We start from the raw sequence: 18039 nt of genomic DNA, 5'->3' as shown, positions 1-18039 counted from the left end.
GAGAAAGTTATTATGGGTGGCCTGATAAGTTTGGTGAAATAAGCTTCTCGTTTGATTAAGTCTCTATTTTCCAGCCCCTTCAAAGCTAACAAAACATCAAAGCACTCTTTGGCCGTATTGGTTAAACTGTCATAGCCATCATCGCAATTTTTTAGAGCTACGCTTGTATATTCATTTAATTCACATAGATCCCTAATCGCGAAAATTTCGTCTGTCTCATTATTTAAAAACTTCAGAGAAGAAAAACCGTTAAATAGTAATTTCAACAAGTTCTGCTCAATACCCGCTCTCTTTTCCCCTTCAAGTTTCAGTTTTTCAGATTTATTTATCATATGTAGCTGTTTCATTTAATAATTTCTTTAATTAGTACTAGAGTACGGCATAGACTATTTGAGGTAAATTGAAATATCGAAACGATCAGAGTTAAGTGGAATGAATAATGTATCAACGTTTTTCTATCAAACAATATTACTATTAACTTAACCAATAAATTGAAGCTAAACCAAGACAGCTTACTGGCTTGAATTTTGGAACCAACAAAAACTCCCTAGAGGTTTTAGATTCAAAGTTACAAGATGAGTCACTTTTGATTAACAACTAAAAGCGATTGAATGGCACCTCATCACAATTAGGTAATTCGCTTTATTGCTCTAAATCCGAATCACTTCACTAAATTATGTTTTCGCTAAGCGCTAATAGTGGCCATGATGGGATTCAAATAAGGTCGAATGAGAATAGCTATCATGGGTCACCGACCCCTTAAATCTTTCTGAAAAAGATGAAGATACACTACAGAAAACCAACAGTTTAAAAGTAATAGCTATGAAATAATGTCTTTATGCTACTTTTTTAAATTCAATCTCAAATTTTAGTTTTGCCTGTTTATAATCGTCAATAAAGTGCCTAACATTCCAGATAATATTACTTTCGCCTCGCTTTTCTCCTATACCACTAAAAAATATAAAAATACTATGCAAGCATGACATTAAGCCACAATATTGATTACTAAGTTCTTCACATTCAAAAGGAGATAAACCTAATTCAGTTCCTTTTAAATAAATATCATTTACCTCATCAAATTTATCTTTGAAGTTATCATATAATTCATTAAAACCAATTTTTTTATCATCATAATTTTTCAATGTTTTTTCGGAAAAATCAAACAAAGGCAGAGATTGATTTGAGAATTTGGTGATAGTTTCAATAAACCCTCCCTTTGTCATGGTATTTTCAGAGTTAAATTTTGATACTGCTAAGTATGAATCATTCCATACAATACGAACATTAGAGCCTATATTTTCTCCATTGTTAGAATAAGGTAAATAATCATTATCTAATGCTTCAGAAAACCATTCTGTTTGGCATATATGATTGCAATTTCTTTCATCTTCAGCGGATGGGTAAACATATAACCATACAATCTGAGCTGGTTGATCTCGCCAGAGTGTTTTAGTTATATTACTTCTGTGATATTCACAATTTGCTATTTCTGGTGTTACTTTTTTTATTACATGGATTATTTCTAGCTGAGTATGTTCTTTATTTAAAATTATACTTGCAGAATATCTTTTCGCTCCTCTTATGCTTTTATCTGAAGTGGAGCTAATGGTGTAATTGTCATACGAAGGCATCTTATTTACTAGTCTTTTCAAGTCGGTAACCATACCACTATTAATTCTTTGAGCTTTTGGAACAATTATTTTCCATTGTTTTTGAGTATATTTAACATTTTGAGGAATTACTGTTTGCCAATAACACACTTCATTATCGATATCACATAAAATAATTAGCACAGAGAGGGAGTGCTCAAGCCAATATGATAAATGCTCTAATTTCCCTCGATAAATAAAAGCATCATCTTTTTCTTCTTTGAAATAGGATGCTCCAGATTTTATTTGAAGAGCAATGAGCTTTCCTGATGCGTTTTCATCTTCAACAGCTTCAATTTGAGCATCGATACCACAATCAACTATTGCTTGCTCCCTAAAAATACAGCCAATACGCTCGAATTGTGCTCCAACCGTATAAATACCAATTCTTTCACTATTTGAGCTTGAGGGGTATTTCATAAAATTAGCCTATTAACTGTTTATTTAAATTTCAGTGTTTGTGATTTTAATCTAAATAATATGATTATTCATTTGTTCTAGGAAATAATTTTATCAGTTAAACTTTCAAAATAATTAGAGCTAGAACGTATTTCATCACCCCAACCTATGTGTGTTTTTCGCCACCTATTGAAACTGGGGGGTGTGGTTATCGTTAATAAAGTTTGTGACTCGAACCACTGAATTTTGAAATTTATTTCAAATATAATTATGAATTAAATATGTAACTAGGCTCTTATTTTGACATTCAAGTCACAATAAAATTTTTCATAAAGATTGTGACTTGATCCATATGCCTACTTAGCAATATGTGGGTCTTTATAAATAATGAGAAACGCGTCACTTTGTGAGAAAATATAACAAACATTTACAATGATTACGCAAATTTTTTAGATTATCAATCAGCAAATGAAGTTGACTTCTAAGGATCTCTTTTACCACCAAAGTGGTCATTAGGTAATGAACGCCAAACAAGGCTTCGGATTAGATTTTGTATCGATAACGCCTTGCTCCCAGCCTTATATTGTGGATGGCGTTTTTGTGTAAAATTGATATTAGCGACTTACACAGAAACGACCGGAGTAGCATGAATCCTTGTGGAGAGATTTGTTAGATTTTGGTCAATAACAAACTACGCTTCTAATTTTTCTTTTATAGTTTTGTTCTCTATATAATTAGACAGCATATTGAACTTCTCATAACCATATTCTTTGCGGTTCTTACGCCCTTCCTCGGTATCATAATATCCCATTAGCGAAGTTATATAATCATGAGTCCGGCCTTCGAAAACATAATACCTTCTGTAGCTAAGTATATTAAAAATCTCCTCATCATTTTCATCATAACTATAAAAAAGGTCCAAATTAGATTTTGCATTCATCATCGTATTAAACGATGGCTGTTCCATAATTTTACTGGATGCATAACCAATTGCAATTTCCACCTCTCTATTAAAATCCACATGATATTTCTTCTTTATGTTCTCTTCCTGAATTATTTCATATTCAATTTCTTCGATAGTTTTTTCATCAGGTGAGCCTTTTTGCTTTTCATAAGCATCATTTATTCGTTTTTGATCAACTCCGAGAGAGGACAAGATCATTTCCCGCTCTTTATAGTGTCTTCTATCGGGCCTAAATACGTAGTCTTCTTCTTTATCTACACGCTGATGATAACTCTCATAAATTGGCTGCCCATCATACTGATCACTTAAAATCACATACCACTGAAAAGTCGAGAAAAGCTCAATATAGCAAACTAACAAGTTGGGGTTTGCGACTGCTGTAAATAAAATTAAAGTATGGGATGGATAGTATCTAATGTCTTTCTTATCTCTTTCTATAATCTCATCAAAAACACCTTTTGGATAAAATTGTATGAGACTAACATTATCTCTTATCTTCCCTAAATCAGAATCAAGGACCAGATTAAGAGTTGATCTATCAAGACCTAACTTAGAAGAAAATCCTATCGCAATCTTCGCGAAGCCTTTTTTAAATGCTTCATTATCCAACTCAAGGGGGAAAATTATAAGCCCTGTTACATCATCACAAGTGATGATCTCTGGCTTACAGTCACTACCATATTTTTCATCAACTTCCTTTTTAACCCTTTTTAAATAATTTTCTAACTGTTTTCCTCCGGCATAAACAATAACTTTCGATTGGTCAGAGCTATACTTGTGAATTGGTTTAACTGGAGCAACCTTGGATGCTTTCCAAAAAACCTCAATGCCACTTAGGTCATTTCCATACTTATCTCTATTGCTAAAAATAACTCCTTTTACAGCCCCTTTCTTGTTATTTCCTCTATCTTTTTTTATGCCGAGGCGAGTGCCGATACTGTCAAACATCTTATTGAAAGGTGCATCAATTACATTACCCAAACCTTCACCGCATGATCGACACAGAATACTATTATCTGTGAGCGCCCCGCCAATTGCCTGTTGAATAATGTGCTCGTTATGTTTAAGAACATCAGATTCGTTAAATAATTTTCCACACAAGTAGCATTTATCCATTTTTGTCCTGCTTAATAGCTTGTTCGGCTTTTTCCAGCTCCAACTTTGGTTTTACAATGTCTGTGTACATTTTAATTGCAGACATACCATCAACTGATATACCTACCATATTTTCTAATGGGCAATCCGGAGCACCTATTGCAACAGGTATGTATTTAAACTGAGTCCCATTGAATTTTACATTACCAGTTTTAAAAGTTTCTAAAACTTTCTCCAATACAGGATTAACTTTAGAAATCATGTTGGAAGAGTTTAATCCTTGAGCTTGAAGATATAGGCGTACTTCTGGGGAGATAATGTCTTCAACTTTTGCTTTATCAGCTTCTAATACTTCAGATATAATTAACTCAGGAATGTACTGTGACTCGTCAGAGTCTCGCTCTTGTTGCTTAATAGTTAAATCTATAATCCCAAAAGGAGGGGCAACTACCCAAGCATGACCAGCAGAAAAATCACCTTGATCCATTGACCAAAAGAAACGGTCGCCAATTCCTGATTGCTTAGGAAATGATACAGTAAGTGATCCTTTTACAATGTAATTCCAGAAGCCTTCTTTTTCCAGAATACGAGATAAAACCATAGATAGGTCTACACACGCACCTTGTCTTCCATCGCGTAACAACTCTTTATGCAGCTCTTCAACAATTAAAGGTATCACTTTTCTAGCCTCATCCAAATATTCATCACTATAGTTTCTTTCTTGGACAAAACGGGCATAGTTATTCAGATATTCAGGATTACCTTGCTCTACTCTCAAAAATCTCGGCTCGTCATAGAACCCTGGCTTAGAAGTATCAATGTTGTTTTTTTTGAAATCAGCAATTATTTTTTTTATTGAACTATGAAAATGTGCCATAACTATCCTTAAATACTAACGCCCATTTAAGGGCCTGATAATTGTTTGCTTAATTGTGTATCAAAGCGACACCGAGCAAACTGTTAGCAGTCCCGCTTTAAATTATTGTTAGACAAATATACTCAGATGCTCACTAACTAATCCACCGTTTTGATCACCAATTAAGATAGATTTTATATACTGCGTATCAATTGGACTTATACATGAAGCTTCAAGGTAAGGCATATAGTTTCGAGTCATTCCTGCTTTCTCCCATTTAACTAGAGTATCTTCAGCCGAAAGAAAACAACTATGCAATTTTGATGTATCTATTTCAAACCATACTGTTTTAGAAAATTTAACCTGACAAGGAACCCAGCGATACAATAATTCACTGGAATGCGATTCAGGTAAACGAAAATCAAATAAACTAATGCCTCCAATGGATTTAACGAAGGGATAATCAGTTTCAGAATTTCCTCCCCACTTATCTTCTGTACTTATATTCGGATTGGATAAGATGCTTCCACTTTTGATGATTTTGACTGCATTATCAAAGCTTGTGGAATGCCATACTTTTCCTTTCAATTTATGCGGAATTCTTTTCGGCATACGAATGCTCCTCTAGAGATTTTCCTAACAGCTTATTATGTAGACGTATCAATAATCCCCACCTACTCGATTCCTTTATAATCTATCGTAAAAACCTTTAATTTCAAACTCTTATTTTTTATCCTTTGTTTTTTGTAGTTACTTTTAACAACTATTGAAGATTAGAGATAATTCTCTGTAATCTGATGAAAAAACATTAGAAATAATATGGCAAATATACTTGAAGCTAAAGTCAGCAAGACACATTGCGGCCATTAGCATTTAACCTGCAATATTGATTTGGATTAGGTCTTGTTTCGATAACGCCTCATTAATATGCACAAAAGAGGCGTTATATAAACACCTCTGTATATGGATATCTGACAACACTGTCAATCGGCTCCGGTATCATCTGTAAAATCACCATACCCACCACAACCATCATTATCATCTGGGTAGAATTCATCGAAATCTATTGTACCAGAGCGTTTAGGCTTACTAACTCTTATTGGCTTATCATCATTAGCTAATGAAGAAAATATTGCCGCCAATAACTCTACTTTGTCTTTACGCTTGAATAGTGTAGGTACTCCAAAAGGTTTTCTTGGCTTAGCTGGCTCATCAAACAATGCTTCAAATGACTTATTGGCACTTTCACCATACAACTTAGCATTGATGGATTCAGGAGAATCACCAAACCTAATAGCCAATGGTGGCCTACTATTAACTAACGCTTTAGGTGTGACCACTACAGCTTCCTCTAGCCGCCTTGGCAATTCTCTACCGCATAAGAAGCACCTACCGCCTTCCACATGCCTGAAGTGAGCTAAGTACTTAGTGCCATCACATCTACTGCATCATTCCTAATTAGTACCATATAAGGTTTTTTGCATGTTGAGCCAAGCAAATAAACAGTTCAATGATATTAATGTTATTTAATGTATCACCCATCCAGATTGCTTAGTAAAAATCGACCGTAAGGTAATACAAATTTTGCAACAGAACCAATCGACCATAAGATGTTTAAGACGGGTTGTTTTCATCTGGATTTATAAAATTTTAGAGAGGGGATGTACGTGGACGGGATCATAGTATCGTGCCTGCATATAGATGAGCACTACTTATTATTCATAGTGGTAATTTCCCTCGCCCCTTGTCTGAAACTTTAAATACTTTGCAACAACAAGGTAATAATAAATCTATTGGTTTATAGTTAAAAAATAAAAAGGCGAACCATTTCTGATTCGCCTTTCAATATTATTTAGTTAGAGTTTCCAACTAGGTTAGCGGTTTCTAACTAGATCTGATCGGTTTCCAACTTCAACAGTCGTGATCAATTGAAAAAATTAGTCAATATAGCTTTCAATTGGAGGACATGAACAAATCAAATTACGATCCCCGTATACATCATCAATACGGTTAACTGTTGGCCAGAATTTGTTAGCTGCTGCTGCTGGTACTGGGAATACTGCTTCTTGAACCGTGTAACCACGATCCCAAACATCAGTAATATCAGCGAGTGTATGCGGAGCATTCTGTAGTGGGTTATCGTTTAATGCCCACTCACCAGATTCAACTTTACGTACTTCATCACGAATACAGGTCATTGCTTCAATGAAACGGTCAAGCTCAACTTTAGATTCTGATTCCGTTGGTTCAATCATGAACGTGCCCGCTACTGGGAACGACATCGTTGGTGCATGGAAACCGTAATCGATTAAACGCTTTGCTATATCAACTTCAGTAATACCAGAGGTTGCTTTAAGTGGACGTAAATCGATAATACATTCGTGCGCAACACGGCCATTTTTACCTGTATATAATAACGGGTAACTTTGGCTTAGTTTAGTTGCCATGTAGTTAGCGTTAGTGATTGCATATTTACTTGCATCAGTAACACCTTTTTTACCTAAAAGCGCAACGTAAAGGTAAGAGATACATAAAATACCGGCACTACCGTAAGGTGCTGCTGATACTGCGCCATTACCTTTCGTTTCTTCATCTACGTTGATGATTGCGTGATCAGGTAAGAATGGTGATAAATGCGCTTTAACGCCGATAGGACCCATACCTGGACCGCCACCACCGTGTGGAATAGCAAACGTTTTGTGCAAGTTAAGGTGAGAAACATCAGCGCCGATATGGCCTGGTGATGTTAAGCCAACTTGTGCATTCATGTTCGCGCCATCAAGGTAAACCTGACCGCCATTGTTATGAATGATGTTGCAAATTTCTGCAATCGTTGTTTCATATACACCGTGCGTAGACGGGTAAGTGATCATGATACAAGCAAGGTTGTCTGCTAACTCTTCAGCTTTCGCTGTTAAGTCGGCCATGTCAACGTTACCTTCTTTATCACAATCTACTACAACTACTTTAAAACCAACCATTTGCGCCGTAGCAGGGTTAGTTCCGTGTGCTGAAGATGGGATTAAACAAATGTTACGATGTGAATCACCACGGCTTTCGTGATACTTGCTGATTGCGATTAAGCCAGCGTATTCACCTTGAGCACCAGAGTTAGGCTGCATAGACATTTTGTCGTAGCCTGTTAATTCAACTAACCAATCGGCTAGTTCATCAATCATTTTCTTGTAACCTAGCGCTTGGTTAACTGGCGCAAAAGGATGCATGTTAGCAAATTCAGGCCATGATACTGGGATCATCTGCGCTGTTGCATTTAACTTCATCGTACAAGAGCCAAGAGAGATCATTGAGTGGTTCAATGCTAAATCTTTGTTCTCAAGTTTTTTGATATAACGAAGCATTTCTGTTTCGCTGTGGTACGAGTTAAATACTGGGTGAGTTAAAATTGCAGACTCACGTACTAAAGACGCTGGAATTGAAGAATGACCTAATGCAATCACAACATCATCTAATTCAGCTACGTTAAGACCGTGACCTTCACCTAATAAGATATCGAAAAGCCCAGCTACGTTTTCACGTGTAGTGGTTTCATCTAGTGAGATAGAGATTTGACCAGCAACGTCAGTGCGGAAGTTAACACCAGCAGTTAATGCACGTGCTACCACTTCATCTTTGTTAGTTAACTTGAATGTAAGCGTGTCGAAGTAGTGAGCATGCTTGGCAATTAAGCCTTTGCTTGCTGTACCTAAACATAAAATGTCAGTTAAACGGTGAATACGGTTAGCAATAGTTTTTAAACCTTGAGGACCGTGATAAACCGCGTAGAACGCTGCCATGTTGGCTAGTAATACTTGCGCTGTACAAATGTTTGAGTTGGCTTTTTCACGACGTATATGTTGCTCACGTGTTTGCATAGCCATGCGTAGTGCGTTGTTATCACGTGTGTCTTTTGAAACACCGATAATACGACCAGGTAATGAACGTTTGTATTTGTCAGACGTTGTAAAGAATGCAGCGTGTGGACCGCCGTATCCCATTGGTACGCCAAAACGCTGCGTTGAACCAATAACAGCATCTGCGCCTAATTCACCAGGAGACTTCAATAAAACTAAGCTCATGATGTCGGCAGCTACCGCTACAATGCCTTTTTTCTCTTGAATTTTAGCAATTAAGTCGCTGATATCAGTTACTTCACCGCTAGCGCCAGGGTATTGGATAAGGGCGCCGAAAATATCGTGATCAGCCGCTTCAGCAGCTGGTGCAACGATAATGTCAAAACCAAACATTTGTGCACGTTGCTTAACAACGTCAATTGTTTGTGGGTAAACATCATCACCGATAAAGAATAAGTTTGATTTTTTGTTTTTAGAAACACGTTTGGCTAATGCCATTGCTTCTGCAGCTGCAGTAGATTCATCTAATAATGATGCTGAAGCTAGGTCTAAACCAGTAAGGTCTATACACATTTGTTGGAAGTTTAATAATGATTCTAAACGACCTTGAGCAATTTCTGGTTGATACGGCGTATACGCTGTATACCAACCTGGATTTTCTAACACGTTACGTAAAATAACGTTTGGCGTTAAGGTACCGTAGTAACCTAAACCAATGTAAGTGTCGTTCACTTTATTTAAGCTAGCAACGGCTTTTAAATCAGCCAATGCTTGAACTTCTGTTTTACTCTCTTGGATGTTTGGCAAATCAGCTAAACGAATATCACTTGGTACGATTTCATCGATTAATGCATCAACAGATTCAACGCCTAAGTCTTTCAACATAGCTTGAGTTTGTGATTCGCTTGGGCCAATGTGGCGACGAATGAAGTCTTCAGTTTGCTCTAACTCAGCTAATGAGTTAACAATTACATTTGAGGTCATAACAGTTTCACTTAAATAAAATTTACATATTGAAAATATAAGAAAGCCTCATGTTCATAAAGAACAAAGAGGCTTAATATTTAGTACTAATAGTTTAGCTAAGATAATCAGTCTTTAGGCAAAGCCGTCAAGTTACTTGTTGCTGGAGCTTAGTAAGCCCTTAGCTACAATAAAGAGCTAAGTGACAAAACAAGTAACGCCGACAATGCCTACTAAAGTTGATTAACGACGCTAAAAATTTTTTCGTAAACAGTCAGCTGTTAGGCAAGGCGCTGAAGTTATGAGTTTTCTGAGCTTAGTACACTAAGCGATGAAAACGAATAACAAAGGCAACGCAGCATAAATGCTGAATGTGACCGAAAAAGAAAATTAGTCTTCGTCGATAGATGAAGCATAACCTTCAGCATCAAGTAAGTTTTCTAATTCACTTGCATCATCAAGTTTAACTTTAAATAACCAACCGCCACCAAAAGCGTCAGAGTTAACTAACTCAGGAGCGTCTTCAAGTTCTTCGTTGATTTCAACAACAGTACCTGAAACAGGTGCGTAAATGTCTGAAGCTGCTTTAACTGATTCTGCAACAGCAACATCATCGCCAGTGCTGATTGAATCATCAACGTCTGGTAATTCAACAAATACCATGTCACCTAAAAGGCCTTGTGCGTGTTCAGTAATACCAACAGTAACGATACCGTCTACTGCTACGCTAACCCACTCGTGAGAAGTGGCATATTTTAATTCTGTAGGGATGTTGCTCATTTTTATTTTTCCTATTTAAATTTTTAATTTAAGTAATTTTTATCGCACAAAACCACTAGATAATAGTATAAATCCTATGTAATTGGAATTACAGCGAAGCCGTCTAGTTGTGAGCCCTTGAGCTTAGTAAGCTAAGTGACAGGGCGAATAACGACGACAATAAAGCTGTAATTTCAAGTACGACGGATTAAAAAACTTTTTTGCCGTTACGAACAAAGCTTGGCTTGGTTACAGTAACTTTAACTAATTTTTTACGCATTTCAACTTCAACAACGTCACCTACTTTTACGCTACGTGGTACACGTGCTAAAGCAACTGAATGACCTAATGTTGGAGAGAAAGTACCTGAAGTGATTTCTCCGTTACCAAATTCAGTAACAACAACTTGATGTGAACGAAGCACACCTTTTTCTTCAAGCACTAAACCAACTAGCTTAGGCTGATCGCCCGCTGCTTTTTGTGCTGTTAATACGTCACGACCGATAAAATCACGGTCTGTAGGTTCCCAGCTAATTGTCCACGCCATGTTAGCCGCGATTGGAGAAACTGTTTCGTCCATATCTAAACCGTAAAGGTTCATGCCGGCTTCTAAACGTAAAGTATCACGCGCGCCTAAACCACAAGGAGCTACACCAGCATCTAATAGTTTTTGCCAAAAATCTTCTGCTGCGCTTTCAGGAACGATAATTTCGTAGCCATTTTCACCTGTGTAACCCGTAGTAGCGATAAATAAATCGCCAACTTGTACACCAAAAAATGGCTTCATGCCTTCAACAGCAGCACTTTCTTCTGGAGAAAGTAACGTAGCTACTTTAGCTATCGCTTCTGGACCTTGAACAGCAATCATGCCGTATTCAGGACGTTCAGTAATTGTTAGGTCAAAACCTACCGCTTGCTTATTCATCCATGCAAGATCTTTAACACGGGTCGCTGAGTTAACCACTAAACGGTAGTTAGTGTCTGAGAAGAAGTAAATGATTAAATCATCAATCACGCCGCCTTCTTCATTTAACATACCTGTGTATAACGCTTTACCAGCGGTAGTTAATTTTGCAACATCGTTGATTACTAAACGACGTAAGAAATCTTTTGCGTCAGTGCCTTGCACATCAACAATGGTCATGTGTGAAACATCAAACATGCCGGCATCGGTTCTTACTGCATGGTGCTCTTCGATTTGAGAGCCATAGTTAATAGGCATTTCCCAGCCATAAAAATCAACCATTTTTGCGCCTGAAGCTAAATGCTTTGCATGTAGTACTGTTTTGTTAGACATGTGTTTCACCTGAGAATTGACAAAGTTGACTAATTATAACTGTCAGCTACCGTTGATTCAACAGCAAAAACTACATTTAAAAAATATAAACCCGAGTTTAATGTAAAAACAGAATTAAATTTTAAAAACGTCCAAGTAATGAAATTAATGTCATTATTGTTTGGATGATCGAGGTACAGAACAAATAAAAGCCAATAATTTTATTGGCTTTTATTTGTTGATACATATACCAATCGGACTAATTAACTGCTCACTTAGCGAGAATTAAAAGGCATAGAGGCAAGGCATTGATTGAAGAGAATGGTTATTCCCTTGTCAAAATCAATAACGCCGCATGTAAGCCTTTTAAACTCGCCCTTTGGGAGCTCAGTAGCAAACTGATAACATCACAAAATGAATGAAATATAGAATAACTATGTTTAACTCATTTTACTTGTTCTCTGCTCGCTACTGTAGTTCTAAGTTGGACAGTTAATTAATCCGTTTGGTATTACTATATCAGTTGTTTATACGGGGAGGTTAGTCGCGTTAAAGAGTATCTTTTTGGTAAGCAAGCTCAGGCAGATCGGCCTTGATACCTAGCGCTTGAGCAATCAGACGGTTTTTAGCGGGGGCAAAATTGTTAATTAGATTCATGCCCATGCCACGCAGTAATTTTATCGGTGACTGTTGCGGAGCAAAAGCTTGTTTAATGCCAGCCATGGCCGCTATCATTTCAGTGGATTCACTTTTACGCCAGCGCGAGAATGCTTTCAGATCTGAGCTATTAACGAATTCAGTGTGACTTTCATCATGTTCACTAAGCTTTGCTGTTAACGTTTGTGCTAAAGCGGCGGCATCAAGCAAACCTAAGTTAACGCCCTGCCCGGCAAGTGGATGAATGGTATGCGCTGCATCGCCGATGAGTACTACGCGGTCTTTGACAAAGTCTTGTGCTAATCGCATAGTGAGTGGATAAGTAAAGCGCTCACTTTTCAGGGTAATATCACCTAATTTACCATCACTGGCTGCCGTTAATTCTTTGGCAAAGTCAGTTGCATCAAGATTTACTAGACGCTTGGCATCTTCCGGTGAGGTTGAATACACGATAGAACAGAGATCGCCTGTTCCCTCTTCTTTTGTATGTTTTAACGGTAAGAAGGCTAATGGTCCGGTCGGTAAAAAAACCTGCCAAGCGGTATTTTTGTGGCCTTGAGGGCATGCGACTGTCGCAACAATGGCGTGATGATCGTAATCTTTAAAGATCATCGCCATGTTCATTTGTTTGCGTACCCATGAATTAGCGCCATCTGCGCCAACAACGAGTTTAGCGATAATAGGTTGTGTTGGTGTGCTGCTCGATGAGTCTTCAGAAGAAGTATCATGTGCAAAGGAAGCAAACACTTCACTTTCGCCTTGGCTAATACTGGCTAACTTATTGTCGTTAAAAAAGTGAATGCCTTCATCAAGTTCAGCTTGCTGCCATAAGGCGTGGCGAATAACTTTATTTTCAATGATCCAACCAAGATTATCTTCCGGAGGGAAACTGGCACTGTCTTGGGCAGAGAAATCAAGTTTGCCAAGCCCTGCTTTATCCCACACATGCATGTGCTGATAATCTTGTGCACGGCCATTTTCAATAGCAGACCAAACGCCTAAATTTGCAAAGATGTTTTTGCTGGCCACATTAATAGCGCTGACTCTAACGTCAATGTTGTCATCTAGATCAGTCACGGCAGTAGTATCTACCAAGGCTATTTTTAGCTGGCTACTTTTACGTAAAGCTAATGCTAGCGTTAAACCCACCATGCCTGCACCAACGATTAACACATCAAATTTTTGCATTTTCTTCTCTTGTTAAATTCTTATAAGGCACTATTGGATCTCACTTTATTAATAATGAGAATGACCTAGGTAACGATAAAAGTAAAAGCCATATGGATCCTCGATTAAGTAACCACGAGGATGACGCCTATTTATAGTCGACCATCTGTCACTGTGATAACTAACATCATCATGCTCGACGTAAAAAAATAAAGTCATATGGATCTCATAGGAGTGACCACGAGGATGACGCCTATCTCAGTCGAACATCTATCATTGCGATAACTAACATCATCATGCTCGACGTTAAAAAATAAAGCCATATGGATCCTCGCTTAATTGATCATAGGAGTAACCAAGAGGATGACGCCTATCTCAGTCGAACATCTATCATTGCGATAACTAACATCATCATGCTCGACGCTATTAAAATACTAACACTTGCAGCCGTCATCCTCGAAGTCTCTGATCGAGGATCCAGTGCTTTCTCTATTTCTTGTCACATCACTGTAGCTAAACGTATAGCCCTATACCTAATAACCAGACCTAATAACCCATAGTCTTTTTAACTAAGGCATTTTTAAGTGGCGTTATAACATTAAGTGCCTGTAAGCCAATATTTCGACCTATCACCAACGGCGGTAAGTCATTAGCAAACAATGTCACCAATGAATCAGTTAATTGAATAACTTGTTGCTGGTCTTTAGCTCTATTGACTTGATAAGCATGTAATAAAGCAAAGTTACCAATATCTTGATCTGCTGCCAAAGCGTCTTTAACTAAGTCAGCCATCACCGAAACATCACGCAGACCTAAGTTAAAACCTTGCCCTGCAATGGGGTGAATGGTGTGTGAAGCATTACCTACCAACGCCATACGATGAAAGGTTTGTCGTTCGGCTTGTAGTAAAACTAACGGATAAGTATCGCGTTTACCCACATGGATGATGGCACCAAGGTAACTGCCAAAGGCGCGTTCTAGCGCTTCTTTAAAAGCATCATCGCTTAAGTGCTTAATTTCTTCAGCTTGAGAAGGTGTCATTGTCCATACTAGCGAGCAACGTGATTCACTATCAACAGCATTCATGGAGTTATTTAACGAAACCTTGCCTTGCTTAATCGGCTTTAACGGCAACATGGCAATAGGGCCAAATTCGGTAAAACGTTCAAAGGCTTTATGGTGATGTGCTTTGCTGGTGGTGACATTGGCAATTAAAGCAATTTGCTGGTAATCATCACAAGTGACCTCGATATTAGCGAGTTTTCTTACTGGTGATTGAACACCATCACAGCCAAGTAATAACTTTGCTGATAAAACTTTACCTGACTTAAGCGTCACACAGACCTGCGCCTTATTTGTGGCAACTTCGTCTTGCTCTTGCCAAGTTATGTCTTCTATTGAATCAGGACTAAACCAGTGAATATTCTGCTTTGTGCTGTTGTTAGCAGTACTTGTATTTTGACTTAACGCCTTTAATTGCGCCTTACCAATAAGTGCCATATCGATAACATAACCTAACGCATTAACGCCATGTTCGTTGGCTGTTAATCTTGCTTTACCAAAGTGACCACGATCAGAAATATCAATAGTCGTAATTGCACTGGCATCATCTTTTAGATATTGCCAAACGCCCTGCTTAGCGAGATATTTAGCGCTACCATGAGATAGCGCCAAAACACGCGCATCAAATAAGGCATTTTCAGTTGCAGGGCTTGTTTGATTAAAAGGTAGGGCTTCAACAATGGCAATGGATAATAAGCTTCCATCGTTTTTGGTTAATTTACTTAAGCTTAACGCCATTAAGCTACCAGATAAGCCGCCGCCTGAGATAATGACATCAAAATGTTGCTTATGTGTTTGCGTAAATTTTTCCATAGCGTTCATCTTAGTATTTTTATTTTTGTGTTAACTTCAGTTGAGTTTACGCAACTGAAGTTAACCTTGTATTGATTTAGTTATGCTTTGTGCGTTTCTTTCATTAACTCTTCAATATCTTCAATCGTTTGTGGCGAGTTAACGCTAAAGTTTTCAAAACCAGTTTCGGTTACGGCAATGTTATCTTCAATACGTACACCAATACCGCGCCATTTTTCTTCAACGCTTAAATCGCTGAGCGGAATATAAATACCTGGCTCGATAGTCATTACCATGCCTTGTTCAAATGCACGAAGCTGCTCTCTATCGGTATTGATATGATAATCACCGACATCATGTACATCTAAACCTAACCAATGACCAAGGCCATGAATAAAGTATTCTTTTATTTTTTTATCGCTAATCAGTTCGGTTAAATCACCTTGTAAGATACCTAAATCAACTAAACCTTGTGTTAAAAATGCATTGGTTAATACATTTAACTTGGCAAAACACATACCAGGTTTAATGGCATTAATGGCGAGGTTTTTGGCATCAAGCACTAATTGATAAATAGCTTTTTGTTCTGGGGTGTATTTTCCATTTACAGGGAAGGTACGGGTAATATCAGCGGCATAACCGGCTAATTCTGCCCCTGCATCAATGAGTAATAATTCATTGTCTTTTAAAACATCGCTATTAGCGGTGTAATGAAGAATATTAGCGTTATCACCACCCGCAACAATAGATGCGTAGGCTGGATGTCTAGCACCATGTCGCGCAAATTCATGCAGAATGTCTGCTTCGACTTGATATTCAAACTTACCGACAAAACAGTTTTGCATAGCACGCTGATGGGCGAGTCCTGAAATGTGGTTAGCTTGGCGCATCAAAGCCAATTCATTTTCTGATTTAATTAAACGTAGTTCAGCGACAATAGGGTCTGAATCGTTTAGTTGCTGTGGTGCATTAGCACCTTGACGAATACTGCTTTTGACTTGCTTTAACCAAGTAAAAACTTGCGCAGCAAAAGTATGATCATCAAAACCAAAAAACACTTGGCTTTTACCGTTAAGGTAATCAGACAGTAAGTTGTCAATGTCAGCCACTTCAAAGCTTTTATCTACGCCATAATCTTGTACGGCTTTAAGTTGACCTACACGGCGACCTTGCCAGATTTCATGTAAGGGATCTTTAGGTAATGAAAATAAAATAGACTCGGTATTACCCTGCTCACTTTTGAGTAAAACTAACAATGCATCGGGTTCATTAAAACCCGTTAAGTAGAAGAAGTTCTTATTCTGACAAAACGCATATTCAGTATCGTTACTGCGAGTCAATTCACTGGCCGCAGGAAATAAAGCAATACTGTTATTCGGCATTTTCGCCATTAATGCTGCGCGGTGTTTGCCATAATCACTTAAGGGAATCTGGCTTATAGCTGATTCACTTAATTGTGCGTTGTTATAAGGTGAAGTATTCAAAGGTGTTTTGTTAAAGGGTATGGAGGTCATAGTATTATTCGCGCCTATTTATTGTTGTTTTTGACTCTATTAACAATAACGGCTAAGCCTGCTGATTAGCCGTTATTCGTTAAAAGTAAGGTTAGTGAATAATCTTTTTGTCTGCGCTGTTACTTTCACGGTTAGGTGGTGTTGCTAGTTCACTAAAGCACAATAAAGCGGAAATTCGAACATACTCACTAATTTCAAAGTACGCTTGCTCGGTATCTTCGTCTTCTTCCATTTCGTCAGATAAGTTAGCAATTTCACTAAAATCGGTAAGCACTTCTTTAACTTCTTCAGAAACAATCGGGCTATCTTTGTGTTCTAAACCAAAACCTAAATTAAAACCTTGTACCCAGACACTTAATGCATGACCACGTTCAGCCATGCTGTCATCGTCATCAGGTAGTAAAAGAGTAAAGCTATAACTGTCATCTAATATGCTGGCCCACAATTCACTGTACACTTGCTTGAGTGCTTTTTTAACTGCCGTTGGAAAACCATCATTCTCATTGAATAAGTCATGAAGCATAGCTATATAGCCTTGGTTTTCAAATTCAAAACCTGCACAAACTAACCCGGTTAATACACCATGAATTTCACTCGCATGGCATTTTACGTCTTCGCTAGTCAAAATGGCTTGCAAGGAGGCAAAGTCCATTACGTTATTTTGGGTATCGATATTTGAGCTTGATTCAGTCATGATTTACTTTCTATGTTTGCTGGAAGTTATGATAAGTATGGTATCACTGCCGAAAATGCCAGAAAAGGAAATAATACCAATTCCAATAAGTTTCTTCCCACTCAGCGAGACTTAAAAGGCTTAGAAGCAAGGCGTTGATTGAAGATAATGGTTATTCAGGAGAATAAGCTCAGGATAATTGCTCCTGCATTATCTAATAAGGAACTTCCTGTACCGTCTGCATTCTCTAATAGGCTGCATCCATGCAGCGTCCTTGTCAAAATCAACAACACAGGCTGTAAGCTTTTTAAACTCGCCCTTGGGGAGTTTTCCAGCGATTAGGTAACTGCACATAATTTCTT

At 37.9% G+C, this 18039-nt stretch carries 13 protein-coding genes; all 13 read right to left on the bottom strand.

The genetic code is table 11. From position 1 onward, the window contains the following. On the bottom strand, window positions 1-347 hold a 347-nt coding region (locus tag CXF85_RS01970), incomplete at its 3' end, for a hypothetical protein (protein WP_157829005.1). A gap of 489 nt (window positions 348-836) precedes the next feature. After that, complete coding sequence (locus CXF85_RS01965) at window positions 837-2069, bottom strand: DUF4365 domain-containing protein (protein WP_101226836.1); 1233 nt, start codon at window positions 2067-2069, stop codon at window positions 837-839. A gap of 670 nt (window positions 2070-2739) precedes the next feature. Next, window positions 2740-4128, bottom strand: a complete 1389-nt coding sequence (locus tag CXF85_RS01960) for an HNH endonuclease (protein WP_101226835.1) — start codon at window positions 4126-4128, stop codon at window positions 2740-2742. Further along, on the bottom strand, window positions 4121-4984 hold the full coding sequence (locus CXF85_RS01955; RefSeq protein ID WP_101226834.1) for a hypothetical protein: 864 nt from the start codon (window positions 4982-4984) through the stop codon (window positions 4121-4123). The genes CXF85_RS01960 and CXF85_RS01955 overlap by 8 nt, the downstream gene beginning before the upstream one ends. Window positions 4985-5092: 108 nt before the next feature. Beyond that, window positions 5093-5575 (bottom strand): hypothetical protein, encoded by a 483-nt coding sequence (locus tag CXF85_RS01950; RefSeq protein ID WP_101226833.1) that lies wholly within the window; start codon window positions 5573-5575, stop codon window positions 5093-5095. 371 nt (window positions 5576-5946) lie between these two features. Beyond that, entirely contained in the window at window positions 5947-6303 is a 357-nt protein-coding gene (locus CXF85_RS01945; protein WP_101226832.1) for a hypothetical protein, read from the bottom strand. 597 nt (window positions 6304-6900) lie between these two features. Then, complete coding sequence (gcvP, locus tag CXF85_RS01940) at window positions 6901-9798, bottom strand: aminomethyl-transferring glycine dehydrogenase (protein ID WP_101226831.1); 2898 nt, start codon at window positions 9796-9798, stop codon at window positions 6901-6903. A 369-nt stretch (window positions 9799-10167) separates the two neighbouring features. After that, the gene (gene gcvH, locus CXF85_RS01935) at window positions 10168-10557 is read right to left on the bottom strand and encodes a glycine cleavage system protein GcvH (protein WP_101226830.1); all 390 of its coding nucleotides are present in this window, start codon (window positions 10555-10557) and stop codon (window positions 10168-10170) included. 187 nt (window positions 10558-10744) lie between these two features. Continuing rightward, complete coding sequence (gcvT, locus tag CXF85_RS01930; RefSeq protein WP_101226829.1) at window positions 10745-11833, bottom strand: glycine cleavage system aminomethyltransferase GcvT; 1089 nt, start codon at window positions 11831-11833, stop codon at window positions 10745-10747. Between the two features lie 528 nt (window positions 11834-12361). Beyond that, window positions 12362-13657, bottom strand: coding sequence for a UbiH/UbiF/VisC/COQ6 family ubiquinone biosynthesis hydroxylase (locus CXF85_RS01925; RefSeq protein ID WP_101226828.1), 1296 nt, complete (start codon window positions 13655-13657; stop codon window positions 12362-12364). 525 nt (window positions 13658-14182) lie between these two features. After that, on the bottom strand, window positions 14183-15511 hold the full coding sequence (ubiH, locus tag CXF85_RS01920) for a 2-octaprenyl-6-methoxyphenyl hydroxylase (RefSeq protein WP_232771040.1): 1329 nt from the start codon (window positions 15509-15511) through the stop codon (window positions 14183-14185). Between the two features lie 80 nt (window positions 15512-15591). Further along, a complete protein-coding gene (gene pepP, locus CXF85_RS01915) occupies window positions 15592-16929 on the bottom strand; it encodes a Xaa-Pro aminopeptidase (RefSeq protein WP_442871854.1) in 1338 nt (445 codons plus the stop codon). Window positions 16930-17095: 166 nt separating this feature from the next. Continuing rightward, window positions 17096-17698, bottom strand: a complete 603-nt coding sequence (locus tag CXF85_RS01910) for a UPF0149 family protein (RefSeq protein ID WP_101226825.1) — start codon at window positions 17696-17698, stop codon at window positions 17096-17098. Window positions 17699-18039 lie beyond the last annotated feature (341 nt).

The sequence above is a fragment of the Colwellia sp. 75C3 genome (assembly GCF_002836255.1).
In the GTDB taxonomy this organism is placed as follows: domain Bacteria; phylum Pseudomonadota; class Gammaproteobacteria; order Enterobacterales; family Alteromonadaceae; genus Colwellia.
The sequence above is the reverse complement of the archived record's forward strand: the minus strand, read 5'-3'. Positions and strand labels throughout refer to the sequence as shown.

Excerpts from the sequence above, each read along its gene's own strand:
- CXF85_RS01965 (WP_101226836.1), bottom strand. The coding sequence starts at position 2,069 with ATGAAATACCCCTCAAGCTCAAATAGTGAAAGAATTGGTATTTATACG.
- CXF85_RS01960 (WP_101226835.1), bottom strand. The coding sequence starts at position 4,128 with ATGGATAAATGCTACTTGTGTGGAAAATTATTTAACGAATCTGATGTT.
- CXF85_RS01955 (WP_101226834.1), bottom strand. The coding sequence starts at position 4,984 with ATGGCACATTTTCATAGTTCAATAAAAAAAATAATTGCTGATTTCAAA.
- CXF85_RS01950 (WP_101226833.1), bottom strand. The coding sequence starts at position 5,575 with ATGCCGAAAAGAATTCCGCATAAATTGAAAGGAAAAGTATGGCATTCC.
- gcvP (WP_101226831.1), bottom strand. The coding sequence starts at position 9,798 with ATGACCTCAAATGTAATTGTTAACTCATTAGCTGAGTTAGAGCAAACT.
- gcvH (WP_101226830.1), bottom strand. The coding sequence starts at position 10,557 with ATGAGCAACATCCCTACAGAATTAAAATATGCCACTTCTCACGAGTGG.
- gcvT (WP_101226829.1), bottom strand. The coding sequence starts at position 11,833 with ATGTCTAACAAAACAGTACTACATGCAAAGCATTTAGCTTCAGGCGCA.
- CXF85_RS01925 (WP_101226828.1), bottom strand. The coding sequence starts at position 13,657 with ATGCAAAAATTTGATGTGTTAATCGTTGGTGCAGGCATGGTGGGTTTA.
- ubiH (WP_232771040.1), bottom strand. The coding sequence starts at position 15,511 with ATGGAAAAATTTACGCAAACACATAAGCAACATTTTGATGTCATTATC.
- CXF85_RS01910 (WP_101226825.1), bottom strand. The coding sequence starts at position 17,698 with ATGACTGAATCAAGCTCAAATATCGATACCCAAAATAACGTAATGGAC.